This is a genomic window from Psychrobacter sp. DD43 (assembly GCF_904846555.1).
GTDB lineage: Bacteria > Pseudomonadota > Gammaproteobacteria > Pseudomonadales > Moraxellaceae > Psychrobacter > Psychrobacter cryohalolentis.
The window spans coordinates 29484-54349 of record NZ_CAJHBE010000013.1 but is presented as its reverse complement, the minus strand read 5'-3'; the positions used below and the strand labels follow the sequence as shown (position 1 = coordinate 54349).

General features: G+C 41.7%; 18 protein-coding genes and 1 other RNA gene. 11 read left to right on the top strand and 8 right to left on the bottom strand.

Annotation, left to right across the window (positions count from 1 at the left end):
* Positions 1 to 12: 12 nt before the first annotated feature.
* Both ahcY and JMX89_RS08345 read right to left on the bottom strand, forming a co-directional pair.
* On the bottom strand, positions 13 to 1437 hold the full coding sequence (ahcY, locus tag JMX89_RS08350; RefSeq protein ID WP_201551356.1) for an adenosylhomocysteinase: 1425 nt from the start codon (positions 1435 to 1437) through the stop codon (positions 13 to 15).
* Between the two features lie 355 nt (positions 1438 to 1792).
* Positions 1793 to 3619 (bottom strand): TonB-dependent receptor plug domain-containing protein, encoded by a 1827-nt coding sequence (locus tag JMX89_RS08345; RefSeq protein WP_227673056.1) that lies wholly within the window; start codon positions 3617 to 3619, stop codon positions 1793 to 1795.
* Positions 3620 to 3996: 377 nt separating this feature from the next.
* On the opposite strand from JMX89_RS08345, the gene JMX89_RS08340 reads away from it, so the two are divergent.
* Complete coding sequence (locus JMX89_RS08340; protein WP_201551352.1) at positions 3997 to 5943, top strand: mechanosensitive ion channel family protein; 1947 nt, start codon at positions 3997 to 3999, stop codon at positions 5941 to 5943.
* Positions 5944 to 5964: 21 nt separating this feature from the next.
* Here the strand turns inward: JMX89_RS08340 and JMX89_RS08335 are convergent, their stop codons facing one another.
* From JMX89_RS08335 to JMX89_RS08315, 5 genes are all read right to left on the bottom strand, one after another.
* Positions 5965 to 6651: a DNA-3-methyladenine glycosylase family protein gene (locus JMX89_RS08335; protein ID WP_201551351.1), complete on the bottom strand. Its 687-nt coding sequence runs from the start codon at positions 6649 to 6651 to the stop codon at positions 5965 to 5967.
* A gap of 108 nt (positions 6652 to 6759) precedes the next feature.
* The gene (locus tag JMX89_RS08330; protein ID WP_011513775.1) at positions 6760 to 7491 is read right to left on the bottom strand and encodes a Smr/MutS family protein; all 732 of its coding nucleotides are present in this window, start codon (positions 7489 to 7491) and stop codon (positions 6760 to 6762) included.
* 103 nt (positions 7492 to 7594) lie between these two features.
* Positions 7595 to 8482, bottom strand: coding sequence for an indole-3-glycerol phosphate synthase TrpC (gene trpC / locus JMX89_RS08325; protein ID WP_201551349.1), 888 nt, complete (start codon positions 8480 to 8482; stop codon positions 7595 to 7597).
* A 63-nt stretch (positions 8483 to 8545) separates the two neighbouring features.
* Entirely contained in the window at positions 8546 to 9685 is a 1140-nt protein-coding gene (gene trpD, locus JMX89_RS08320) for an anthranilate phosphoribosyltransferase (RefSeq protein WP_011513773.1), read from the bottom strand.
* Positions 9686 to 9736: 51 nt separating this feature from the next.
* On the bottom strand, positions 9737 to 10360 hold the full coding sequence (locus tag JMX89_RS08315) for an anthranilate synthase component II (protein WP_201532175.1): 624 nt from the start codon (positions 10358 to 10360) through the stop codon (positions 9737 to 9739).
* 749 nt (positions 10361 to 11109) lie between these two features.
* Between JMX89_RS08315 and glnA the strand changes: the two genes are divergently transcribed.
* Together glnA and JMX89_RS08305 are read left to right on the top strand one after the other, a co-directional pair.
* On the top strand, positions 11110 to 12519 hold the full coding sequence (gene glnA / locus JMX89_RS08310; protein ID WP_011513771.1) for a type I glutamate--ammonia ligase: 1410 nt from the start codon (positions 11110 to 11112) through the stop codon (positions 12517 to 12519).
* A 193-nt stretch (positions 12520 to 12712) separates the two neighbouring features.
* Positions 12713 to 13534 carry a DUF4124 domain-containing protein gene (locus JMX89_RS08305; RefSeq protein ID WP_201532176.1) on the top strand — a complete coding sequence of 274 codons (822 nt, stop codon included), beginning with the start codon at positions 12713 to 12715 and terminating at the stop codon, positions 13532 to 13534.
* A gap of 98 nt (positions 13535 to 13632) precedes the next feature.
* On the opposite strand, the gene JMX89_RS08300 is transcribed toward JMX89_RS08305, so the two are convergent.
* Positions 13633 to 14349 (bottom strand): SIMPL domain-containing protein, encoded by a 717-nt coding sequence (locus JMX89_RS08300; RefSeq protein WP_201532177.1) that lies wholly within the window; start codon positions 14347 to 14349, stop codon positions 13633 to 13635.
* 244 nt (positions 14350 to 14593) lie between these two features.
* On the opposite strand from JMX89_RS08300, the gene ffs reads away from it, so the two are divergent.
* The 8 genes from ffs (at position 14594) to yejB (ending at position 24865) form a co-directional block, all read left to right on the top strand.
* Positions 14594 to 14690, top strand: an RNA gene (ffs, locus tag JMX89_RS08295) — signal recognition particle sRNA small type.
* Between the two features lie 207 nt (positions 14691 to 14897).
* Complete coding sequence (locus JMX89_RS08290; RefSeq protein WP_201532178.1) at positions 14898 to 15494, top strand: LemA family protein; 597 nt, start codon at positions 14898 to 14900, stop codon at positions 15492 to 15494.
* Between the two features lie 58 nt (positions 15495 to 15552).
* Positions 15553 to 18486: a M48 family metalloprotease gene (locus JMX89_RS08285; RefSeq protein ID WP_201532179.1), complete on the top strand. Its 2934-nt coding sequence runs from the start codon at positions 15553 to 15555 to the stop codon at positions 18484 to 18486.
* A gap of 105 nt (positions 18487 to 18591) precedes the next feature.
* The gene (locus tag JMX89_RS08280; RefSeq protein WP_201532180.1) at positions 18592 to 19452 is read left to right on the top strand and encodes a hypothetical protein; all 861 of its coding nucleotides are present in this window, start codon (positions 18592 to 18594) and stop codon (positions 19450 to 19452) included.
* A gap of 183 nt (positions 19453 to 19635) precedes the next feature.
* Positions 19636 to 20745: a 3-phosphoserine/phosphohydroxythreonine transaminase gene (gene serC, locus JMX89_RS08275; protein WP_201532181.1), complete on the top strand. Its 1110-nt coding sequence runs from the start codon at positions 19636 to 19638 to the stop codon at positions 20743 to 20745.
* Positions 20746 to 20999: 254 nt separating this feature from the next.
* Positions 21000 to 22832: an extracellular solute-binding protein gene (locus JMX89_RS08270; RefSeq protein ID WP_201532182.1), complete on the top strand. Its 1833-nt coding sequence runs from the start codon at positions 21000 to 21002 to the stop codon at positions 22830 to 22832.
* Positions 22833 to 22926: 94 nt separating this feature from the next.
* Complete coding sequence (gene gloB, locus JMX89_RS08265) at positions 22927 to 23706, top strand: hydroxyacylglutathione hydrolase (protein ID WP_201532183.1); 780 nt, start codon at positions 22927 to 22929, stop codon at positions 23704 to 23706.
* 91 nt (positions 23707 to 23797) lie between these two features.
* Positions 23798 to 24865, top strand: coding sequence for a microcin C ABC transporter permease YejB (gene yejB / locus JMX89_RS08260; RefSeq protein ID WP_181209899.1), 1068 nt, complete (start codon positions 23798 to 23800; stop codon positions 24863 to 24865).
* Position 24866: the final 1 nt, after the last annotated feature.

Here is a 24866-nt window from a genome sequence, read left to right as displayed (position 1 = left end):
GTCTGACTCCTTTTAGTATTTATAAGCGTCAGGCTTAAATGGACCTTCAACAGGTACGCCTAAATACTCAGCTTGCTTGCTAGTTAGCTTAGTTAGCGTACCATTAAAGCCAGCAACCATCGCAGCGGCAACTTCTTCGTCTAGCTTTTTCGGTAAAACTTTGACGTATAAGTTGTCAGTACGTGTATCAGCTGGCAAGTCAGCAAATTTTTCTTCATACAGATACATTTGCGCCAATACTTGGTTAGCAAATGAGCCGTCCATCACGCGCGATGGGTGACCAGTAGCATTACCCAAATTCACCAAACGACCTTCAGCAAGCAAAATCAAGTAATCGTTTTCATCGTCTGAGCGGAAGATTTGATGCACTTGCGGCTTGATCTCAACCCAGCGCCAGTTATCACGCATGAATTGGGTGTCGATTTCGGTGTCAAAATGACCGATGTTACAAACGACTGCACCAGGTTTAAGTGCTGCTAGCATATGTCTGTCACACACATGGTAATTACCAGTCGTGGTAACAATCATGTCGGTATCTTCTAACAGACGCGTGTTGATGTTTTCTGCGCCGCTGGTGTTATCGCCGTTGATATAAGGTGACAATACTTCAAAGCCATCCATACATGCCTGCATGGCACAGATAGGATCGACTTCTGATACACGTACGATCATGCCTTCTTGACGTAAGCTTTGCGTAGAACCTTTACCAACATCGCCATAACCGATAACCAGAGCGCGACGACCAGCAAGGAACATGTCAGTTGCACGTTTGATAGCGTCATTTAAGCTATGACGGCAGCCGTATTTGTTGTCATTTTTAGATTTAGTAACCGCGTCATTAACGTTGATAGCGGGTACTTTAAGCGTACCTTTACCAAGCATCTCAACCAAGCGATGGACACCAGTGGTGGTTTCTTCTGAGATACCATGGATGTTATCAAGAAGCTCGGCATAATCGTTATGAATCAAAGCAGTCAAATCACCGCCGTCATCCAAGATTAAGTTAGCATCCCAAAGCTGACCTGATTCTTCACCGCCAACGTGGATTTGTTGACGTAAGCACCATTCGTACTCCTCTTCGGTTTCGCCTTTCCAAGCGTAAACAGAGATACCAGCAGCAGCAATCGCAGCAGCAGCATGGTCTTGAGTTGAGAAGATGTTACATGATGTCCAGCGTACTTCAGCACCTAACGCGACTAGTGTCTCGATAAGAACAGCAGTTTGGATGGTCATGTGGATACAGCCAGCGATTTTTGCGCCTTTAAGCGGTTGATCGGCTTCGTAGCGACGACGCAAACCCATTAGAGCAGGCATTTCAGCTTCGGCAAGGGTGATTTCACGGCGGCCGTAATCAGCTAGGCTGATGTCAGCGACTTTATAGTCAGTGAAAGAGGGGTCGATCGTATGGGCAGATGGGGTGTTAGACACTGCGTCCATAATATGCTCCTATCAGTGGTTAATGTATGATAAAAAGAATAATAACGCAGGTGCCGTTATTTGCGCTGTCAACAATCATGAGAAAGACTATTCAACAGTTGCCGAGCCTAACATAACCACTGATTAGCATGGCTCTAAAGCCTATTTGCAAGATCAGATATTATGGTGCAACACCTCTCGGAGGGTGAATATTGTAATAGATGATGTGTAATTTGTCACCTATTGACTGATATAAATGGTAAGTAGTGATGACACGCAATATCGTTTTATGTGATTGACATCCATAAAAAAGGCCATCGTTGGATGACCTTTTCTCATTTAAATGAATACCAGTTCAGTGTGATTCTAAATCACCCTAGAACCAATTATAGGTTAAAGAAGTGAAGAAGTTAATACCATCAGTATTATAACCCGGTAGAGTAATATATTTTTTATTCGCAATATTATTTAAACGAGCAGTCATAGATAGATTATCAGTGAGTTTATAGTTACCACTGATATTCAATAAACCGTAAGAATCGACTAACTGTGAGTCTGTATTAGCGACACCACTATAATAATCACCAACATATTGGTATTCTGCACGAACATCTAAGCTTGGTAAGCGGTAGCCTGCATATACCAGACCTTTATGTTCAGGACGAATGGCAAGGAAATTACCATCGCTCGCACCGCCACTGGCATTTTTTGCTTGTTGATAGTCATAGCTACCACCAAATAAATAGCTATCAACAACCCAATCTGAAGTTAAGGTAATACCTTCAATTTTAGCTCTATCAACGTTTTCACTGCTACCGTCCCAAGGATTGCCAGGTGTAGGTTTTGCAACATAGCCAATTAAATCATCAACTTTGTTGTTATAGCCTGTTAGACGTGTCGACTGTAATACAGTATCGTATTCAACAAAAGCTTCATAGTTATCGCTGGTTTCAGGTTTCAAATTAGTATTACCTGAACCCGGATAGTATAAGTCATTAAAAGTAGGCGCACGAAAGCCTTTGGCGTAGTTGGCACCAGCGCGTAGGTTAGGATTAATGTGATAGGCACCACCTAGGTTGTAAGTCGTCTCACCACCATATTGTGAGTTGTCATCAAAGCGCACGTTGGCTTGAGCATCGAATTGATTGTTGGCCAATAGGTAGCCTAAGAATGCGCTTTTCACGTCACGGTCATCAACGGTATAGGCAGTACTATTAAGCCCTTGGTTAAGGTATTCAAGACCATATATGCCTTGACCAACTTGAAACTTATGCTGACCTACTAGGCTAACTTGATTTTGTTTGGTATCAAAAACACCAGGGAAGCTACCGTAGTTATCACTCTTATCAATAGAATGACCATACTGTAATTTGACAGAAGAACCAGGCATATAACGCCAATCAACAAACGCTTGCGCAGAACCGTTTTCTTGTTTTGAATAGGCGTTTGCTGCACCATCGTCATAATCTGTGGTCGATTTGCTATATAAGGCGCTTGCACCGGTTAACCATTGCTCATTGATACGCTGAGTTAACGCTAAGCTAACGTTATCGCTTTTAAAGCCGTCATCATCGCTATTATAACCATAGGCATTTGGTAAGGTTGCATTGATGCCATCCGTCTCATTATGGCTGGCTGATAAGCTCATTGTCGTGCCATTGCCACTGTTAAGTTGAGCACTAGCGCCATATAGATATTCGTTATGTGAGCCTACACCTGCAGTAATAGAAACCTGACTCTTTTCAATGTTTGAGCCTTTAGTAAACACTTGAATCACGCCGCCGATTGCGTCTGAACCATAAATACTAGAGCCAGAAGCACCATATAATATTTCAATACGATCGATTTGATCAGCAGGCAGTAAGCTTAATGTTGCGCCACCAGCACTAATTGAGCTATAGCGTACCCCATCAATAAGCACCAATATTTGCTTATTATCATATCCACGCATATAAAAGTTTGATGTGGTACCAGGCCCGCCATTAGTATAATGACTGATACCTGGCTGACGTTTGATGATATCAAGGGCATTTTGACCTTGGAAGCGTTTCAAATCTTCTTGATCAATTACGCGAGTTTGAGCAATGACATTGCTGGTTTTAGTCGGTGTACGAGTGGCGGTGACTACAATTTTATCAAGCTCAACTTGTGGTAGCTCGCTATCACTGATGACATTGACGTCAGTAGCGGCGTTAGCGCTCATAGCAAATGCGCCAAATGCGCTTAAAATACACAACCGAAGATAAGTGGTTGAAGATGAACGTGATAAAACCATGTTGAATTCCAAATTAATCAAATAAAGAAGTTACAGAAGTGAAATCTGAGCAGCCAAAAATTACAAAAAGTAATAAATAAAATACATGGCGTTATTATCTACAAAAGAACCTCATTTATAAACCACTTTCACCTAATGTTTATTCATTATAGGGTGAATATTATTCACTATTGGCTATCTTTGAGTGTTTTAAGCAAGGGACAAGCTATTTATCATTTTTTTGTTCACTAGCGATATTTTTGATCATCATAATTGTTATTATAAGGCAGATTTTCCCCGTTTTTCGTTATGCCATTCATAAAGCCATGAGGTTTGTTTTGTTTATTAAACATCGTCTGAATACCACTACCGTGCCATCTTTATCGATGTCATTGATGAAATTACCATTAATCGTGATAACACTACTCGTTGCTATGGCACTTAGTGTTCTCTCGCAGCCTAGTGCGTTGGCAGCTGAGACGAGCATACTGGGTGTGGGTGGGACTAAGACTGAGGAAGGGGATGGCACATCGATACCTGATTCATTCGGACGCGATACGCCTCGGCATACGGTGCAAGGATTTATTGCAGCATTGGGTGAAAATGATTATTTGCTGGCGAGTAATTACTTAAACCTATCTAAATCCGATAATCCCACAACCATTGTACGACAGTTCAAGCAAGCCCTCGATGCAGGTGGTCGTTTTCAGGCTGATTTGCAGATTAATAATACGCCTGAAGGCAATTTGACCGATCAGCTACCGCCAAGCCAAGAAAATGTAGGTGTCATCAAAGTCAGTGATGCCAGCATTCCTCTATTACTTGAAAGAGTGGTGTCAAAAGAAGGTGAGCAATATTGGCAGTTTTCTACCGATACACTCAGCTCAATACCAGAGGCGATAGAGAACTATGAGCCGACTTTGGTTTCTCGTTATACCATTGACTCGTTAGAAGGCAAAAAGCTTTTTGGTTATCAGTTGGCTGATTTGGTAGCCGCTTTAATGATGACTATCAGTAGTTTTTTGTTCACCTACATCGCAGTATGGCTACTGTATCATTTATTAGAAATCACTTACCCTCGTGTCCGTGATGTGCCGCTACCATTGCCAGACAAAGTAATATTGCCGCTAGCGGTGGTGATTATGGCGCTAATTTTATCTGAGGTGATGGTTTATGCGGGCGTGTCAGTGACCCTACGCGAGCCTGTCAACCGTTTCGCTGAGATTGCTTCGTGGGTGGCGATAACGTGGTTGTTATTACGCATTATCGATGCATTATTTACTCGTGCAGTGAACTTAAGCTATAAGAAAAACTATACTGAACGGGTCTCAATTTTGGGGCTACTACGCAAAGTCGTCAAAGCACTGTTATTGATATTTGCAGTCATCGTCACTTTTGGTAACTTGGGCTTTGACTTAACGACGGGTATTGCGGCATTAGGTGTCGGTGGTTTAGCGTTAGCATTAGGTGCGCAAAAGACCATCGAAAACTTAGTCGGTAGTGTGGTAGTAGTGGCAGATTCGCCCGTACGTATCGGTGATTATTGCAAGTTTGGTACCTATGAAGGCACCGTCATCGATATTGGTATTCGCTCATCGCGCGTGCGTACTTTGACTCGCACTATCGTCACAGTACCTAATGGCGATTTTTCATCGATGCAAATTGAAAACTTTACCTCGCGTGATATGTTCCGCTTTTTGCATCAGCTGTATATCAAGCGTACCGCTGATATTGATGTTGTGTTTAAGATGGTCAAGCACTTGGATACGTTTTTGGATGAGCATGAATTAACCAATCAAGAATGGAACCAAGTCAACATCTTAGAGTTGCGTCAAGATTGTTATATTATTCAATTGCAAGCCTATATCAATGCCACTGGTATCATCGAATTTTATGAAAAACAAGATGTGTTATTCGTTGATCTATTAATGCAAGTTAGAAAGTATGATGTAGAGCATGCCCTGCCAACACAGCAGCTGATTGTTAAGCAACCAGAGCTTCAGGCTGAATTAGATCATGAAAGTAAAGAAGGCGAGACGGTTGACAAGAAAGCTGATAAAAAAAATGCTGCTGATGATAAGCCTGAAGCCGTTAATTTAAGCAAAGATGTGAATGCTGTTGATGATGAGCAGACCGCAGATAAACCCAAAGATGGCTTAAAAAAGGATATGATCGACAATAGATACAAACGCATTCATAAAAATCGTGGGTATAATTTAGCAAAACTAAAGTTCAAGCAGGTTAAAAAGAGCTTTAGATTCCCTAAGATATGAAGCATTTAATAAGATAACCTATTATAAAGGCACTGCTTTTCTATTATTTAGCCAGCCGTAATGTGACCATAGTAGTAAACTAGCAGCACTCCGATGTGGCGACCAATCTTTGGTCGCCATTTTTAATTGTTTTGGTGTTGGACGTTCTGCTAGACCTAGCAAATCCATCGCTGCGACTTTAATCGCCAAGTCATCGACCGCGAGTACATCAGCTCGTCCTAAAGAGAATAATAAGTACATTTCAGCCGTCCAACAGCCAATACCAACGACGGCAGTGAGTATCTCAAGTACTTCTTTATCACTTATGGTGGTTAATGCTTCAAAGTCGATATCATGCTCAACCAATGAGCGCGTATAACGAATTTTTTGCTTAGATAACCCTTGTGTTCGCAATATATCCTCTTCTACCTGAATAATCGTTTGCGGTGAGGTGAGGTTAGCATCAAGCAGTTTTTTCCAAATGCTGGAAGCCGCCGCTACAGATAGCTGTTGACCAACTATCGCTCTCATTAGCTGCTCAAAGCCGCCAGTATTACGTCTTAAGTCTGGAGCACCTACTTGCTCATAAATAGAAGCAAATTTTGGTTCAATAGCAATAAGTGCCTCGATGTGAAGTTTTAGGTGTTTATTATTTTCAATTGTTTTAACGGTTTCGATGTTTTTAAGACTTTTAACGGTTTTTATTATCTCAGTATTTTGTACGTCCATGAGAGACTTGTCCTAAATAATTAAATTTACCTACTGAATATAGGTTAAATACAGCTATAAAAAAAGACTGCTTATTTGCAGTCCTTTTTTGTTCCTAAACCAAAGAGCTTATTCGCTATCAGGTTTATTCTTTTTTAATAATACCAATACAGCGCCATTGCCACCATCTTTTGGCGGGGCTGAGCAAAATGCCAACACTTCTGGTAATTGACGTAACCAACCGTTGACGCAAGTTTTTAGAATCGCCTCACTACCTTTACCATGGACGATTTTTACCGATGTTTCATTGTTTTGCTTTGCTTGGCTGAGTAATTGAGTCATTGCTACACGTGCTTCTTCAATAGTGCAGCCATGAATATCTACAGCATCATACCAACGTAATTTACCTTGTTTGAGCTGGGTAAAAATTTTGTTTTGTAAGGTAGGGTTTTTATAAGATAAGTAGGCTTCACCAGCAACAGGGTTCAATAAAGCCTGCATATCTGATAAACCAGCGCCCAAGTCGCTTGCTTCGCCACCTTGAGCGGCTGCACGTTTAGACAGTGTCGCTGCATCAGGCTTTTTGGCTTTTGCTGCATTGGCAGGTGAACGTACGTTTTTATCGTCGAGTTGATTGACACCATTCATTGCTTGCATGAACAAGACTTTATCATCATCAATATGTTCGCTATCCATCTGTTTGACGGTTTTTTTAACTTGCTTTTGAGTCAATAGCGAGACAGGCTCAGTGGGCTTACCGTCGTCGCCATCAGGTGACACGGTATCACGACCTTTACTCAATTGACCTTTAAGCTCTTTAAGTTGGTCTTGCATTTCTTTTGAAAATAGAGAGTTTGACATAATAATTAATGTATCGTTGGTTAGTGAATAAATGATTAATTGAGTAAGTAATAAAGATAATGATTATTTTCATATTGGCTTTATCTAAACTATCTCACTTACTTTACGCCTGTGCTGCGACGCTCGCAAGTAAGGATTGTAATGCTTGTCCAGGATGATCGGTTTTCATAAATTGTTCCCCGATTAAAAAGTGCTGAATATTATGGCTTAGCATCATGCGGATATCGTTACTGCTGTGAATGCCACTTTCGGTTACGATGAGCGGTCGTAGCAAGCTATCATTGGGATTTGCAGAAAGCGCATCATCAATGGCAAGCTCGCGTAATAGGGCGTTCTTTAAATCAAGTGTCGTCTGCAAATCCACATCAAAGGTGTTTAAGTCACGGTTATTGATACCGTAGATATTGTGCTCTGAATGTGGCAGTTGTAGGGCACGTTCAAGCTCTTCTGCCGTATGCACTTCTATCAACACATCCATACCAAGCTCGATGCTAAGCGCATGTAGCTCTTTCGCCTGTACGTCATCAAGGCACGCCATAATCAGTAATATACAATCTGCACCAAGTAAATATGACTGATAAATCTGATAGACATCAATCATAAAGTCTTTACGTAATATCGGCAGATCACAAGCTTCACGTGCTTGGACCAAGTAGCTATCATCACCTTGGAAGTAATCGCGATCTGTTAATACAGACAGACAGCTTGCGCCTGATTGTTCATACTGCTTAGCAAATAAAGCCGGCGCAAAGTTGTGATTGATAATACCTTTAGAAGGTGAGGCTTTTTTTATCTCAGCAATAATACCGATATCAGCGACGCGCAGGGCACTGGCAAAATCGCGACGAGGTTGTTTATCTGCCGCGACTTTTACTTGTAAGTCCTCAAGTGATAACAGATTACGAGCAGCAGCAACTTCATCGTGTTTGGTAGCAACGATACGCTGTAATACTGAAGGAATATGTGAGCCAACTGTTTTGTTAGTAGTCATGGCGGTATCCAAATATGGTTAAAGATAAATAGTCTATGATGGCTAGGTTTATGTACTTATAAGTTAAGCATTGGCTGCTAATTGCTGCGTATATTGTGCCAAAGACTCAAGCTTCACTAAAGCCTCGCCATTTTGGATAATTTTTTGTGCTCGGCTCACACCGTTTGGATAGTTGCTTGCAAGTCCTGCAGTATATATCGCTGCGCCTGCATTTAACGCAATCATATCGCGCGCTTTAAGCACTGATCGTTCATGTGTCTCTGTACCTGACAAAGCGGCACGTATTAGCTCAAGGCTTTGCGCTGGTGAGTCAACATCAAGCCCAATCAAGGTTTGTGAATCAATACCTGCATCCTCTGGCATCATATCATAGACAGAAATTTCACCATCTTTTAATTCAGCCACCGTGGTCGAGGTTGCGAGACTTATTTCATCCAAACCATCTTTTGCACCGACGACCATCACGTGGCGCGCGCCTAGATTTTTCATGACCTTTGCTAAAGGTTCACATAATTGCGCGGTAAAAACGCCAATCACCAAATTGGGCGTACCAGCAGGGTTGGTGAGTGGACCTAAAATATTAAAAATCGTTCTAGATTTTAGCTCACGGCGTACTGGATTGGCATAACGCATGGCGCTATGGTGGTTTGGCGCAAATAAAAAGCCAATACCTTGGTCTTCGATACAGGCTTGAGCTTGCTCAGGTGTCAGCGATAGACTGATACCAGCTTGCTCAAGCAAGTCCGAACTACCAGATTTGCTTGAAACACCGCGGTTACCATGTTTGGCAACTTGTGCACCTGCTGCTGCTGCTACCAACGCTGCCGCTGTAGAGACATTAAATAAGTTGGCACCATCACCACCTGTACCAACGATATCGACCATATAGTCACAGTCTTTTGGGGCGATATTTGACGCTAGTGCACGCATAGCACTTGCTGAGGCGGTAATCTCATCGATTGATTCGCCTTTCATACGCAGACCGGTCAAAATAGCACCCATCATGGCATCACTACATCTGCCTTGCATGATGATTAGCATCACTTGATACATCTCATCAAAGGTCAGATCAATGTGTTGAAAAATCCTACCTAATGCGGTGGTTAGTAGCTCATGGATACTGTCATCTGACAACTGATGGATATCTTCTGGCGTACGGGTTACGTTTGAAAGTACGTTCTGCAAAGGAGCAGTGGTCATCATATTCTCACTTATTATTATTTTAAATTTTTAGATAATTTCTAGCGGCTAGCCTTAGCCCACCTGTGGCAAATTATCGGTGTCTATAACAGCCAAATGATGCGCTCGTAAAAAGTTATTAAGCAGCTGATAGCCAGCCTCGCTTAAAATGGATTCAGGATGAAACTGTACCCCTTCAATGGCAAAGTCACGGTGACGAATACCCATGATTTCTTCTATACTGCCATCGATATGTTGTGTCCAAGCAGTGACCTCAAAGCCTTCTGGTAAGCTTGATTTATCAATGACCAGTGAATGATAGCGGGTAAACTGTGCAGGATTGGGTAAATCCATAAACACACCCTCTCCATTATGGTAAATAGCGGATAAGCGTCCGTGCATCACTTCGCTTGCTTTGACTATGTTACCGCCAAACGCCTGTCCAATAGCTTGGTGACCCAAGCAGATACCCAGTATTGGTATCATGTGTTTAAAAGTATCAATCAATTCAAGTGAGATGCCGGCGCTATCAGGGGTGCAAGGTCCAGGACCGATAACGATGATGTCAGGCGCAAGCGCTTTTATTTGCTCAATGCTAATCTCATCATTACGACAGACGGTGATGTCCTGCTGCAATTCACCGAAGTACTGTACAATATTATATGTAAAGCTGTCGTAGTTATCGATCATCAGAATCATGAGGGCTTCAACTTATTGAGATGTTTACTGTTGGCATTGATTAATAAATTTGTATGGCAGTTTGCTATGTCACTTAATGTTAAAGATTTTATGGCATCATTATATTAACATTATTTTGTCGTCTATCAAATGTGATGATTCTATAGATTGAATGTCGATAGATAAAAGTATGTTTAATCGTTAATGGAACGGCAACTTGGCACCATTACCGCTGCTAAAAAAAGTATATTTTCAAAAAATATTTGTAAATGTTCCACTATGGTGCACGTGCACTAAATATATTCTTATCTATGCACTATTATGATGCTAATATTATGATATTGAATCGTTGATATTCATTGTTAGAAGCAAATGTGAGTCAATATTTTTTCTGGAAAATTAGTCTGTACTTTATTTAACCGACTGTATTTATTAGTAATAAACTAAAAATTTGATGATATAGAGTAATGAAACTAGCTAGGTTGGCATGGCTGTTGCATCTCCCTAGCATACAAGTATCTTGTATTGCCTTGCAGCACAAACTATTTATCAATCGGCGTCTGAAGAGTGCAACATTATTAGCGAGATATTGCTAATATAGCAATTGCATTTGTCTGATTGATAAAAATGTGTCATTAATAATAAAGACAGATACTGGCTGTTAGTATGAATAACGAGTAAAAACCGTTATCTTCAACCTCAGCACTGTTTAGTAATACAAAGCCATTACCATAATTTCAGTACCATGATAATCACTAGGGAAACTATCTATGTCAAATAAACTACTTGATCTGATCAAATCATCCAACGCTAAATGGGTTGATTTCCGCTTCACTGATACCCGCGGTAAAGAGCATCATATGAGCTTTCCAGCTCATAGCGTTGATGAAGAATCGATGGAAGATGGCAAAATGTTTGATGGCTCATCGATTGCTGGTTGGAAAGGGATTGAAGCATCAGACATGATATTGCGTCCTGATCCTGATACGGCGTTTATTGACCCATTCTTTGATGCGGTTACGGTTGTTGTGACTTGTGACATCATTGAGCCATCAACCCTACAAGGTTATGACCGTGATCCACGTTCTATTGCGCGCCGTGCTGAAGAGTATTTAAAATCTACCGGTATTGGTGACACTGCCTATTTTGGTCCTGAGCCTGAATTCTTTGTTTTTGATGAAGTAAAATGGTCTGTGGGCATGTCTGGTGTCAGTCATGAAATCGTCGCTGAAGAAGCCGCTTGGTCAACTAATAAAGACTACGAGTGGGGTAACATGGGTCATCGCCCACGTGTCAAAGGCGGTTATGTACCAGTGCCACCGGTTGATAGCGCACAAGATATGCGTACCGTCATGTGCGATCGCATTGAAGATATGATTGGTGAAGGTTGTATCGAAGTCCATCACCATGAAGTTGCGCCTTGTCAGTTAGAGATTGGCGTTGCTTTTAACACTCTAGTACGCAAAGCAGATGAAGTGCAAAAACTCAAATATGCCGTACATAATGTTGCTCATCAGTTTGGAAAAACCGCAACCTTTATGCCAAAGCCTATCGTTGGTGACAATGGCTCTGGTATGCACGTCCATATCTCAATCTCAAAAGATGGTGTCAATACTTTCTCTGGTGATGAATATGCGGGCTTGTCTGAAACGGCATTGTATTTTGTCGGTGGTATCATTAAACACGCTCGTGCACTTAATGCGATTACCAATCCATCGACCAACAGCTATAAGCGCCTTGTGCCACATTATGAAGCGCCTATCAAGCTTGCGTACTCAGCATCTAACCGTTCAGCGTCTATCCGTATTCCGCACGTTAGTAGCCCAAAAGCAGTGCGTGTTGAAGCACGTTTCCCTGATCCAGCAGCCAACCCATACCTAGCGTTTGCGGCGTTGTTGATGGCTGGTATTGACGGTATTCAAAACAAAATGCATCCAGGTGAAGCGGCTGATAAAAACTTATATGATTTGCCACCAGAAGAAGAAGCATTGATTCCAACGGTCGCTGAAAACTTAGAAGTGGCGCTACAAGCACTAAAAGATGATCATGAGTTCTTATTAAAAGGCGATGTATTTACCAAAGAGATGTTAGAGGCTTATATTGCTCTAAAACAAGAAGAAGCACAGCGCGTCAACATTACTGTACATCCAGTAGAATTTGACTTATATTACAGCTGCTAATTTGTCGTTAAAAATTTAAAAGCTCAATAAAAAACCAGTTAAGTAGATCTTAGCTGGTTTTTTTTGCTCTTGAATATTTGTGTTGACTGAGCTGACAAAATTTCTGTGCAGACGATACTGCTTTAATATGAAAAGTAACGCATAATAGTTTCATCTGTATATTAATAATAAGTATCTATTAGGCTGACTGACTATGACTCTATTATCAAAAAGTAATCTTTTGAATAAAAGTGTGACTTTAAGCCTGCTGACGGGTTTTATAGTTAGCACGGCTAGTCTTTGGATGCCTGTTGCAAATGCCGCTGCTATTTATAAAGTCATTGATGAAAAAACGGGTCAAGTCACCTTTACCGATCGCCCGCAGAACTACGAAAATAAACCGGGCAAGAAAATTAGTGAAACTTCTGTTATAACGGACACTCGCTCTACGTCCAATAATGCTACTAATAACAGCACCGCAGTAGATAGTAATCCTATTGCACCTGCTAAGCCAATGGTCACTAGCAATGCAATACCGCCAGCGATGGCAAGTGCTTCAAGCGCAACTCAAGCACCACGCGTCAGTTATCAATTAACGATGATTGAGCCTAGCGAAGAGCGCGCCTATCGTCGTCCGGCGCAAAGTATCGTGGTTACTCTACAAATCAAACCTGCATTACAAACAGGCGATAGTGTGAGTATTATGCTTGATGGTAATGAGGTAGCTCAAGGTTTAAGCGCTTCGATTTCTACGGTTGATATCCTACCGGGCTCTCATGTTATTCATGCTGTGATTAAAAACGCGAAAGGGCAGACGTTAAAGCAGATATCACGAACTATTTATGTGATTCAAAATACGCAGACATTGCAAAATAATAAAAAAATTGCTGAGCAGCTTTTGGCTTATCAGCGCTTGCCTTGGCATCAAAAGGTGTTGTTAAAACTGCGTCAAGATGGCAAACAGCCTAATATGCAAACCTTTAATAAACCACAAGTAGACACACCTATGACTCTTGAGCAACCAGCTATAAAGTAGCCTATGATGAATAATGTTATCTAAAAAATAAAGGCAATCACTGATATCAGCGATTGCCTTTATTCATACTCATCTTTTCATATAACTTTGACTGTATTTTATTTAGTCAACTCAATCGTACCATTGGCAGTGACTGAGATGGTGCTGTTACCAGATTCAAAGTTTTGGCTTGGTACCGACGCATCAGCACTCTCAGCTTTCATACTCATTGCATTATACATCGGGCGCGGATAATTGCTGCCAGTGTTTAGATTGACATTGACGACACGATAGCCGCGTGCATCCCAAGCACGGGTCATATTTTTAGCTTGCTGCTGAAAAGCGCGTGAAGCCTCAGTCATTAGCTTTTGCTCTAGTGCATTCTTTTTGATATCTGAAACACCAAAGCTAAGATTTTCCATCACTAAGGTTTCTTGTAAATCAGCAATCAGCTGGCTAGTTGCGGTAAAATCCGTACTTTTTAGATCGATATTTGCCTGTCCTGTCCAGCCAACGATTTTATTGCTTTTATCATAGCGTGGGTAGGTACGCTGTTGCCCTGTACTGACGGTGACAGTTGGGTAGCGTTTAGCGATTTTCAAAGCATTATTAATCGAAGTGTTTAATGTGGTTGCTAATGCTTTTGCATCGGTTGCCTGTGCTTTTTTATATAAGCTGGCAGTGACCTCATCGTTTTGAATCTCTTCTTTTACTTCTGCCTGAAAAGTAAGTTGGTCGTAGCCAGTTGGTGCTGCATGAGCGCTTCCCATCATCGCTGTTAATAAAAGTGCTGTACCAGTGCTGAGAGCAGCTTTACTAGTTAATATGTTTTTCATCATAATCTCCTGAATGACGTAATTGTGTTTGAAGAAGTTAATTTGAAAGCCATAAAAATGCATTTTATTTATTTGGCATTTTTTATAGCATTTAAGCTTCTTAGCTAAAATAGCAAAATTTAAAAGTATCGCTGTGAGAATTTTGTCACTCAAGTTACAGGCGCATGTAGTATAAAAAGCGAACAGTTTTACGATTGGGGTTGTAATAATGAAAAATTCTTGTATAATCTGCAGCTGGTGGCCCCATTGGTAGCCTCGCAACATTGTTCTATGAATCCCGCCAGGACCGGAAGGTAGCAACGGTAATAGTTATAATGTGTGCCGAGGATGTGCTGATGGGGTCGCTTTTTTTTGCCCAAAATTTGATAATAAAATATATAAATAAGCCCAAATATTGAATCCTGATAATAAGCCCTTCATTATAAAGGGCTTTTTTTTCGCCTGTCTTTTGTCTTATTTTGAACTTTTAGTAAACTATATAAGTTAAAATACAATACAGTAACTTTTATTAACAATAAGATTAATACAAAGCGTATTGGAGTCTGACGATGAAAGTGTTTGTTTGGTCATTCATTGTAGTGGTTGTATTGGTAATGATTTTTGGTACATCAATATTTAATAAGTTGGTACGCGCCCGTAATCAAGCAAAAAATGGTTTTGCGCAGATAGATGTACAGCTAAAACGTCGTCATGATTTGATTCCAAACCTAGTCGAAACTATACGACGTTACTTGTCTCACGAGGAAGAGACGCTGATACGCGTTATTAGTGCGCGCAACCATGCTCAGAGTCTGCAGGATTCTAGCAAGCATCAGCCAGACTCGCTTGAACACATGGCGCTATTTGCCAAGGCTGAGAGTATGTTGTCCAAAGCATTAGGACAGTTCTCAGCTGTCGTGGAAGCGTACCCTGAGCTAAAAGCAGACAGCATGATTAAAGAGTTAATGGATGAGCTGACCAATACTGAGAACCGCATTGGCTTTGCCCGTCAGCACTATAATGACAGCGTGATGTTCTACAACAATGACCGCGAGGTATTTCCCAATAATCTGATTAGCACGACTTTTGGTTTTCGTCCTCTTAGTCCATTGGTCTTTGAAGATCGAAAAGCGATTGCACAAGCACCTGTCGTCAATATGGGCTGATGTTTCATTACGTTCGGATGCTTAAATGCGTTTAGCTATTTTTAAGTCAGGCAACTAGATGGATTTTTTTGGTGAACAGCGCACCCGTACTCAGCGTAGCCTATTGCTCTATGGGCTATTTTTTCTCATTGTCTTTGCACATCTGGCAGTAGCGCTGGGTATCATGGCGCTGCTGCTGACGATATTTACTGGTGGCATTGATCATTGGGTGTTGATACTGGTTGTGGTCTGGATAATCGGTAGCTTTGTCATTGGCAGTTTTTTAGAGTACAGACGTTTAGAAGCGGGTGGTCGCGCTATTGCTCAGCGTGTGGGCGGGGTTCGCCTATTTATCGACCACAGCCAAGATGCGTGGGAGCATAGTCAAGGGATTGCCCATCAGCATGAGCCTGCACCAAAGGTTCGCTTCAGTGCACGCCAAATTGCGGTACGTGATGAGCGTGATTTCCCGCCTGTTTATCGTCGCTATTATGAGATTGCCCAGCAGCTAGCGATTGCTTCAGGTTTTAGTATGCCAATATTATATGTGTTGCCTAACGAGCAAGGCATCAATGGATTCGTTGCAGGTCGTCATAGTCAAGATATGGCACTTGTAGTTACTCAAGGCGCGCTTGATAAACTGTCTGATGAGGGGCTATATGGTCTGATAGGGCACGAATATGGTCATTTCTTACATGGTGATGCCAAGTTTAATCTACAACTAATGGTTGTGCTGGCAGGCTTACAATTACTCTATGACTGGAGTGATCCAATTTCCAATCATCGTTCTCTTGATACTGATATCACTTCCCATCAGTCTCTATCACAGAGACAAGTTGATCATTTTGCACGCAGTACAGAGGCGCAAACCGCCCGTTTTACCACTCATAGTGAGTGGGTCACTTACTGGCAGCAGCAATCACAACAACAGCAGTCCTCCGCCAAGCGTCAGTCGAAATGGTTGCAAAATATACCTGTAATAGATCGACAAGCACCGCGTAATATCTGGACATTACTAATACATGGGTTGAGCTTCTCTAGCATGGCAAGTGCTCAACTAATCAAGCACAGCTTTAACCGCGAGCGTGAATTGCTAGCCGATGCGACCAGTATACAGCTCACACGCTCGCCAGCAATTATGGAAACCTTGCAAGCCATTCATCAAGATTCTTTGGGTTCGCGCTTGACAGGTATCGCCGATATTAATGGACTGAGTCATTTTTTCTTTGCCAGTAGCGGCGCCGACCTAGGTGATGTCTCATGGTTTGCCACTCATCCAAGTTTGAGTGAGCGTATGAACGCCATTAATGCTAATACTTATCACGACTTTGCCATACAAGTTGCCAAAGAAAAACGTATTAATCAGAAGAAAGTACAAGAAGTTTATGAGCAGCGCCGGCTGGGTGATTGGGGAGTAATAACAGCAAATAGCCTCAAAAGAAGAAATAATAGCCTAAGTACAGAATCGCCAGAAAAAATCATAATTCAATCTCAGTCATCACCTAGTATTTATAAGAACAATGATACAAAAATAAGTAGTGATTTAGACACGGACTCAGGTCTTGAGTTCGCTGTAGAGAAGGATGTGATAGTTGATGGGCGTTTACAAGTAAAAGCAAAGTCGATCGATAAACGTCAGCTGATAAGGCCATGGCAAGCAAAGCATGATAGCGACCTGCTGGCAAAAAAATTAATCAGTACTGCTGCTATAAACAAGGTGTCATTGCCACAATATGTGCTTAATCACAGTTATCATCCGCGGGGTGCGCAAGTTTTGATTGAGGCAGTGATGTTATGCCATCAAGGTTGCATATTATCTACAATTGCCACTTATGATTTATCAGATATCTGGAGTGGTATTCCTAAAGATAGGGTAGTGACTACGACTGATAGTAGCTCTACGTCTAATGTAAAACCTCGAATTGATATAATGAGTGATCAGAAAATATTGTTGCATACCATAGACCAGCAGTTACTAGAGATGGTTGCTGGTATTGATCGGCGGTTAGATAGTGCTTTGATAATATTTGCTATAAAGCAACTATCCCAGCATAATTTATCCGAAAGCGTAATAAATGAACTACGCTTAAAAAGTGAAAGTAGCCATAGCCACCAAAGCCATCTATATTATAAACAGCAAACAAAATCTCGTACCATGCTGATGCGCTATCAGCACGGCATCATTGAGCTGTTTAAAAGTCAGTTAACCGTCGATTTAAGCAGAAATTTTGCTGATGAAATAGCCAATGATGACGTTTACATGGGTGAGCCTAAACCAGTATTCATGCGCTCAGAGAATACAATCTCTCGGTCACCATCAATTTTGTCATTATGGCAGGCGCTGCACTTACAGCAACTACTGCCTATACTGGCTGGTGTTTTAAACCATAAGTTAGCAAATGCTAATGAATCATGGCAACTGGAGTTACGAGCTGGTTTAGATGATATTTATGCCCAGCTTGATCCATCAGGTCAGGTTTTTAACAGCCTTGGCAACGCTGAAAAAACAATATTAACGCTACTAGCCTACCGATTATCAAAAGATGTCAAAGGTCAGGTAGCATCAGCTCTGAGTGGTAGAAGTTTTAATGTGTCCAATTATGTTGTATATGTGCGCCGTCATGCACGCCTGATTGATATTGATTTAACAGCAGTGAGCAATGCAAATTTACAATGGCTACTATTGACTGCACAAAATTTAAATAGTGTGCAATTATTGGCATTGATAGAAGCAGTGCCTGTTTTTATATCACCAAGCATAGACAGTGAAGAGGCTGGTGATAATTATCAAGACAGGCAGCAGAGTGATGGTCAAATAGAGTATAATAGCGCTATACAAAACAGCCATATTGATGATGTCATTACTGATAATCTATATATAGTTAGCAACTATCGTCAATGGCTAAGTACATTGCATACAGTGATGTTACACGATACGATAGTCAGCCAAGATGAATATGATTGCTTAACGATACTAGCAGAGCACTGGCTTGGTGTTAAACAGCTTTTTTAGGTAGATTGGACGATTTTATAGTTAATGCATCAAGTAATTGTTAGCATCGTTTTTGACAGTAAAAGCCTGTAAACCCATTTTAGATAAGTAGGATAGTAGAGTCGCATGAGTGATATCCAAGACCCGCAGCTGGTATTACAGCACCGTGTACAGCAGCGTCAGATTTTAGCGATGATGGGTATCAATCAGTGGGTGCATCCAAGCTCAGAAACTCTTAATATCAGTGATATTGCAGCATCTACTGTCATGCCCAGTATGACTCAGTCTGATTCTACTTCTAGCAACGTCAAGACACAGCCAAATAATGAACAGCCAGTTGTCAGCATCGTAAATCCAGATGAAGAAAACGTTGAAATATTAGATAGCAGTGCTGACCATAATGTCTCTGCTTATCCATATAATGAAGCGGGAACTGACGACCTCCAAGATATAAGCGCGCATACCTTTAACCAGCAAAGCCCAGTTACTTATAATTTTGATGCAGTCAGCCCTGATACCGCAGTTGGTTCTAAGACAGATACGGTCGTTCAACAAGACGTTGCCCTGTTTGATGAGCAGGTATTTTCTAATGACAATCATTATGACCATACCCTTAAGGTAGCACCGTTCGACTTACAAGGTGGTCGTTATGGCGATTGGGTAATCATTGCTGATATTCAAGCGCTTAATAATGACAGCCAAAAACTGTGGCAAAATATCACACAAGCGCTATCAATCTCTTGTGAGACAACATCATTCCCTATCTGTGAAGGCATGGATACGGCTGAGCTTGCCAATGCCAGTTTTGCTGGACATGTCTTTAAAATTGGACGCTGCGAAGAAGAAATAAAGGTGTTGGCGTTGACTGCGTTACCTGAAGGGCTTGAGCATCCCGATTTGACTGCTGCACCAACGTTAGATGAAATGCTTACTGATAGTCGCTTAAAGCGCACGCTTTGGGAGATGATTTCTGGTTCGGCTGATTAATAGTGAAAGTTTTGATCATTTTTTATAAGCAACATAGTCGTTAGCCAATAAAATAAAAATGTAAGAAGTATTTCAATGGTTAACTTTTAAATCCCATAAGTTTTAAATCCCATAAGTTTTAAATCCCATAAGTTTTAAATCCCAACTAACAACGATGATTTTATCATATTTAGGATAATGATTATGACTACCAAAGCCACTCCTAACCGTGTACCTAATTTTTCAGCAGGCCCTGCTACTATACCGACCGCCGTGTTATCACGTGCTCAAGAAGAGTTGCTAGACTGGCAAGGACGCGGCGTATCGGTGATGGAAATCAGCCATCGTAGTAAAGAATACATCGCGATTACTGAAAAAGCTGAAGCCAAACTGCGCTCATTGATGGATATTCCAGACAATTATAAAGTGCTGTTTTTGCAAGGTGGCGCCAGCTTACAGTTTTCAGCCATTCCATTAAATCTGTTAAATGGTGGACGCGGTGACTACCTCACTACTGGTGCTTGGTCAGGAAAAGCCATTAAAGAAGCGCAGCGTTATGCTAATTTAGGTCTTGGTGAAGTTAATCTGGTGGCAACAGGCAAAGACAGTAACTTTACCGACGTGCCAGACCAAAGTGACTGGAACCTGAGCGAAGATGCGGCGTATTTCCACTACTGTGCCAATGAGACCATTCATGGTTTGCAAGTATTTGAGCCACCGAAAGTTGATGCGCCTATTATCGTTGATATGTCATCTTGCATTTTGTCACAACCGATTGATGTATCTAAATTTGGGATGATTTATGCTGGTGCGCAAAAGAATATTGGTCCAGCTGGGCTAATTATTGTCATCATTCGCGAAGACTTATTAGGGCAGGCAAGTGAGTGGTGCCCGCTACTCATGAACTATGAACACCAAGCCGAAAAAGAGTCTATGTCAAACACGCCAGCGACGTACTCTTGGTACTTGGCAGGGCTGGTCTTTGATTGGTTAGAAGAGCAAGGCGGCGTTGCTGCTATCGGAAAAATCAATCAACAAAAATCGGATTTGCTCTATAAAACGATTGATGATAGTCGCTTTTATAGCAATCCAGTCGACCCTAAGTATCGTTCTATCATGAACGTCCCGTTTACGTTGGCTGACAGCAGTCTTGATAAAGTGTTTTTAGAAGAGTCAGAAGCCGCAGGTTTACTGCATCTAAAAGGTCACCGCGATGTTGGCGGTATGCGTGCTAGCATCTACAATGCGGTGTCGCTAGACTGGGTACAGCAACTGGTCGACTTTATGATTGCGTTTGAAAAGAAGCACGCTTAAGTCAGTACAGTTTTTGGAAAAAAGACGCACTTTTATGAGTTGCGTCTTTTTTTATGAGCATTAATGCTTATCATTGGTGAATAATGTGTCATTGTGTCATAGAGTCACTTTCACGCTGCAAACCATTAGGTTAAAAAATCTAAGTTTGTTATGATAAAATTTTGCGGCACTTACTGCTTTACATATAGAGCAGCACTTCAGTCAATTATCATCATATTCATTGGGCTAGCACAGGGGTTTGTTATAACTTTATTATGATAAAAAATACCATGCTAAAAACTGTCCTATTAGTGACCATGGCGAGCTGGATACCAGCCAGTATCGCGGTGCCGATCACTACTACTGCGCTTGGTCATAATAGTCCTACTGAATATATCAACGCCCCATTTATGCCGTATGCCAATCCAAATGCGCCCACCGGTGGCACGTTGTCGCTTGATGCGCGCGGTACTTTTAATGCGGCTAATAAATGGATGACCACGGGGGTAGCAATGGCTGGCACCGACTATCTATATGATACCTTGATGACTGGCTCATTAAATGAAGCTTTTACCATGTATCCGCAGCTGGCAAGTAAGGTCACTTATGACCCTGATGATACCAGCTGGATTATTTATCATATCAATCCTGCCGCACGCTTTTGGGATGGATCACCGGTGACCAGTCATGATGTAAAAGCCACTTACGACGCGATACTGAACAAAGGGCCGATGTATATTCGCAGCTATTTGGGGGATATTAAAGACATTCAGATTATTAATAAACAGCAAGTAAAATTTGTTTTTGCCTCTGATAAAAATAAAGAGATTTTATTAACGGTTGGTCAATTTCCTATTTTTGCCAAGTCCTCTATCGATGCTGATTTTGAAAAAATTAGCCTAACGCCATTGATGGGTAGCGGTCCTTACAAATTAGGGCGCGTTGATGCGGGACGGGCGGTCAGTTATGTGCGTGATCCCAATTATTGGGGTCGTGATTTGATGGTCAATCGTGGTCGTTATAATTTTGATATGATTAAGTTTGTCTACTATCAAAGTGATGAGATTGCTTTTGAAGGTTTTAAATCGGGTCAGTATCGTTTTCGCCCAGAGAACAAAGCGTCTAACTGGGCAACGGGTTATAATTTCCCCGCAGTAAAAGCAGGTCTTATTAATAAAGAGTCAATAAGCAGTCAAAATCCAGTGCCGATGCAAGCACTTGTCATGAATATGCGTCGGCCCATCTTTCAAGATATTCGTGTCCGTCAAGCATTAACCGCAGCTTATGATTTTGAGTGGATGAATAAAACCTTATTTCATGGGCAGTATGAGCGTTTGCAAAGCTTTTTTCATGGCTCAGAGCTTGCCGCCACTGGCACGCCGACAGATGCAGAGATGCAGGTGCTAAGTCCATTATTATCTAAACTTGAGCCAATGCAGCGCAAAGCAGTATTAATGGAGTGGCAGCTGCCAACCAGTGACGGTAGTGGCTTTAATCGCGAAGGGTTGTTAAAGGCGCGGCAGCTGTTGCTAGATGCTGGATTTTATTATGAAGATATGAAGCTGTATCAGCCGGATGGCAAGCTTGCTCAGATTGAAATTTTAATGACAGGCGAAACCATGGGTCGAGTGTTGTTGCCTTATATTCGTAATCTAAAGCGTTTAGGCTTTGATGTGACGCTACGCCAAGTGGATGGTGCACAATATTATGAGCGTGTGCGTCGTTTTGATTATGACATGGTAGTCGATGTATTCGCCCAGAGCTTATCGCCTGGTGCTGAGCAAGCGGCATTTTGGGGCAGTGCGGCGGCTGATGAGCCTGGTAATCATAATACGGCTGGCATAAAAAATACCGCTATCGATACAGTAACAGCGTTGCTTGCCAATGCTAAAAACCGTGATGAGATTGTACTCTATACTCAGGTGCTCGATCGCCTGCTGCGTGCAGGTCACTATTTGGTGCCGTTATATGGTAAGTCTAGTACCAATGTCGCATATTGGAATCAATACCGTCATACTGAAAAGCTGCCATCTAATGCCATCGGTATTGATTACTGGTGGACGGATAAAAAAGCAGAAGCACGCGTTAATCAATATTTAAAACAGTAATCGACAATGACAGTAAGTGACAGTGACATTAAAAGTAATTTGAAAGAATTTAATAGACATTAGCAATAAAGATAACCACTGGTAAGGATTTAGTATGAGTATTCGTATTCACCCAATTAAAGCGTTCAATGACAACTATATTTGGACATTAATCAATGAGAGTAACAAGCAAGCCATTGTTATTGATCCGGGTCAAGCGGCACCAGTCGTTGCTTATTTAGAGGAAAATGGATTAGAGCTGACGTCTATCTGGACGACTCATCATCATCATGACCATATCGGCGGCGTTGCAGAGTTACAAGAATCGTATCCGATGACGCATCTGGTTGCGCATACTGAGCATAATGTCGATGAAGATCAGACCATAAAGGATGGTAGTACAGTAAGCGCGTGGGGCTGCTCTGCGCAGGTATGGGATGTGTCCGGTCATACCGCTAGCCATATGGCTTATATATTAGATATCGATGGCCTTAAGCATTGCTTTTGTGGCGATACCTTATTTAGTGCTGGATGCGGACGTGTGTTTACAGGAACGATTGAGCAGTTGCATGACAGCTTTAAGCGTCTAAATGGACTGCCATCTGAGACGCTGTTATATCCTGCACATGAATATACTGCTAGCAATCTACGTTTTGGGTTGTCGATTGAGCCTGTTAATGAAGCGATGCAGCAAGCTTTGGCACAAGCAGAAGACAAAACCGCACAAGGCATTCCGACGCTCCCCGTTACTTTAGGACATGAACGTGCGATCAATGTATTTTTACGCACGCAAGAGCCGAGTGTGATTGCAGGTGTAAAGGCTCAGTTTAATACCGATGATGATAAATCTTTGACTGTATTTGCAGCTCTACGTGAGCTTAAAAATAACTTTTAAATTCTAATCAATGCTTTGACTGACGCTTTGATAGTTATTAGCTGCGCATTCTTTCTATTGCCATATTTCTTACTATTAGGAAGCCGCCATTATGGGTCGTTATATCTTAAAAAGGTTGTTATTGATATTACCGACGCTATTTTTGATATTGCTGGCGAATTTTGTCATTGTACAAGCAGCGCCCGGCGGTCCTGTTGAGCAGCAATTCGCCATGATTGAGCAAGGTGCAAAAGACAATGCCTTGGGCGGTAATATTGGTGCGGGTAGTTCAGGTAATAATAGTACGTATCAAGGCACGCGCGGCCTATCAGAAGAGATGGTGGCGGCGATTAATGCACAATATGGCTTCGACAAATCCGCGCCTGAGCGCTTTTGGCTAATGCTAAAAAATTATGCCCAGCTGGATTTTGGGGAGTCGTTTTTTAAAGGGCAATCGGTCACTGATTTGATTATCGAGAAGCTACCCGTTTCAATCTCGCTTGGGCTTTGGAGCACGCTGCTGATTTATATGATAGCGATTCCACTAGGGGTCTATAAAGCCATGCATCATGGCTCAGGGATTGATAAAGTCACAGCCATGCTACTAGCTATCGGCCATGCGATTCCCGTTTTCGTATTTGCCGTTATATTACTAGTGTTTTTTGCAGGTGGCAGCTACTGGAATATCTTTCCACTGCAAGGCTTGACCTCTGAGAATTTTGATCAATTGAGCGTGCTGGGTAAAATCAAAGATTACTTTTGGCATTTGGCGCTACCGCTGCTAGCAAGTACGGTTGGTGGTTTCGCTGGCTTGACCTATTTGACCAAGTTTAGCTTTTTAGAAGAGCTCGGCAAGCAATATGTGCTTACTGCTCGTGCCAAAGGCTTGGGTGAGCGTCAAGTGCTATATGGACATGTGTTTCGTAATGCCATGCTGATTATTATCGCCGGTATTCCAGCGGCTATCGTTGGCATTTTCTTTGCCGGTAATTTCCTTATTGAGATTATTTTTAAACTTGATGGTTTGGGCTTGTTAGGTTTCGAAGCCATTCAGCAGCGTGATTATCCCGTGATATTTGGCACGCTGTTTATTTTTACCTTGGTCGGACTGTTATTACAGTTAATCAGTGATTTAAGTTATCACTTAATTGATCCCCGTATCGATTTTGAGGGGCGCTAAT

What these genes read in the sequence shown, in the direction of transcription:
- ahcY (WP_201551356.1), bottom strand. Translation starts at nt 1,437, where the DNA reads ATGGACGCAGTGTCTAACACCCCATCTGCCCATACGATCGACCCCTCT.
- JMX89_RS08345 (WP_227673056.1), bottom strand. Translation starts at nt 3,619, where the DNA reads ATGAGCGCTAACGCCGCTACTGACGTCAATGTCATCAGTGATAGCGAG.
- JMX89_RS08340 (WP_201551352.1), top strand. Translation starts at nt 3,997, where the DNA reads ATGAGGTTTGTTTTGTTTATTAAACATCGTCTGAATACCACTACCGTG.
- JMX89_RS08335 (WP_201551351.1), bottom strand. Translation starts at nt 6,651, where the DNA reads ATGGACGTACAAAATACTGAGATAATAAAAACCGTTAAAAGTCTTAAA.
- JMX89_RS08330 (WP_011513775.1), bottom strand. Translation starts at nt 7,491, where the DNA reads ATGTCAAACTCTCTATTTTCAAAAGAAATGCAAGACCAACTTAAAGAG.
- trpC (WP_201551349.1), bottom strand. Translation starts at nt 8,482, where the DNA reads ATGACTACTAACAAAACAGTTGGCTCACATATTCCTTCAGTATTACAG.
- trpD (WP_011513773.1), bottom strand. Translation starts at nt 9,685, where the DNA reads ATGATGACCACTGCTCCTTTGCAGAACGTACTTTCAAACGTAACCCGT.
- JMX89_RS08315 (WP_201532175.1), bottom strand. Translation starts at nt 10,360, where the DNA reads ATGATTCTGATGATCGATAACTACGACAGCTTTACATATAATATTGTA.
- glnA (WP_011513771.1), top strand. Translation starts at nt 11,110, where the DNA reads ATGTCAAATAAACTACTTGATCTGATCAAATCATCCAACGCTAAATGG.
- JMX89_RS08305 (WP_201532176.1), top strand. Translation starts at nt 12,713, where the DNA reads ATGACTCTATTATCAAAAAGTAATCTTTTGAATAAAAGTGTGACTTTA.
- JMX89_RS08300 (WP_201532177.1), bottom strand. Translation starts at nt 14,349, where the DNA reads ATGAAAAACATATTAACTAGTAAAGCTGCTCTCAGCACTGGTACAGCA.
- JMX89_RS08290 (WP_201532178.1), top strand. Translation starts at nt 14,898, where the DNA reads ATGAAAGTGTTTGTTTGGTCATTCATTGTAGTGGTTGTATTGGTAATG.
- JMX89_RS08285 (WP_201532179.1), top strand. Translation starts at nt 15,553, where the DNA reads ATGGATTTTTTTGGTGAACAGCGCACCCGTACTCAGCGTAGCCTATTG.
- JMX89_RS08280 (WP_201532180.1), top strand. Translation starts at nt 18,592, where the DNA reads ATGAGTGATATCCAAGACCCGCAGCTGGTATTACAGCACCGTGTACAG.
- serC (WP_201532181.1), top strand. Translation starts at nt 19,636, where the DNA reads ATGACTACCAAAGCCACTCCTAACCGTGTACCTAATTTTTCAGCAGGC.
- JMX89_RS08270 (WP_201532182.1), top strand. Translation starts at nt 21,000, where the DNA reads ATGATAAAAAATACCATGCTAAAAACTGTCCTATTAGTGACCATGGCG.
- gloB (WP_201532183.1), top strand. Translation starts at nt 22,927, where the DNA reads ATGAGTATTCGTATTCACCCAATTAAAGCGTTCAATGACAACTATATT.
- yejB (WP_181209899.1), top strand. Translation starts at nt 23,798, where the DNA reads ATGGGTCGTTATATCTTAAAAAGGTTGTTATTGATATTACCGACGCTA.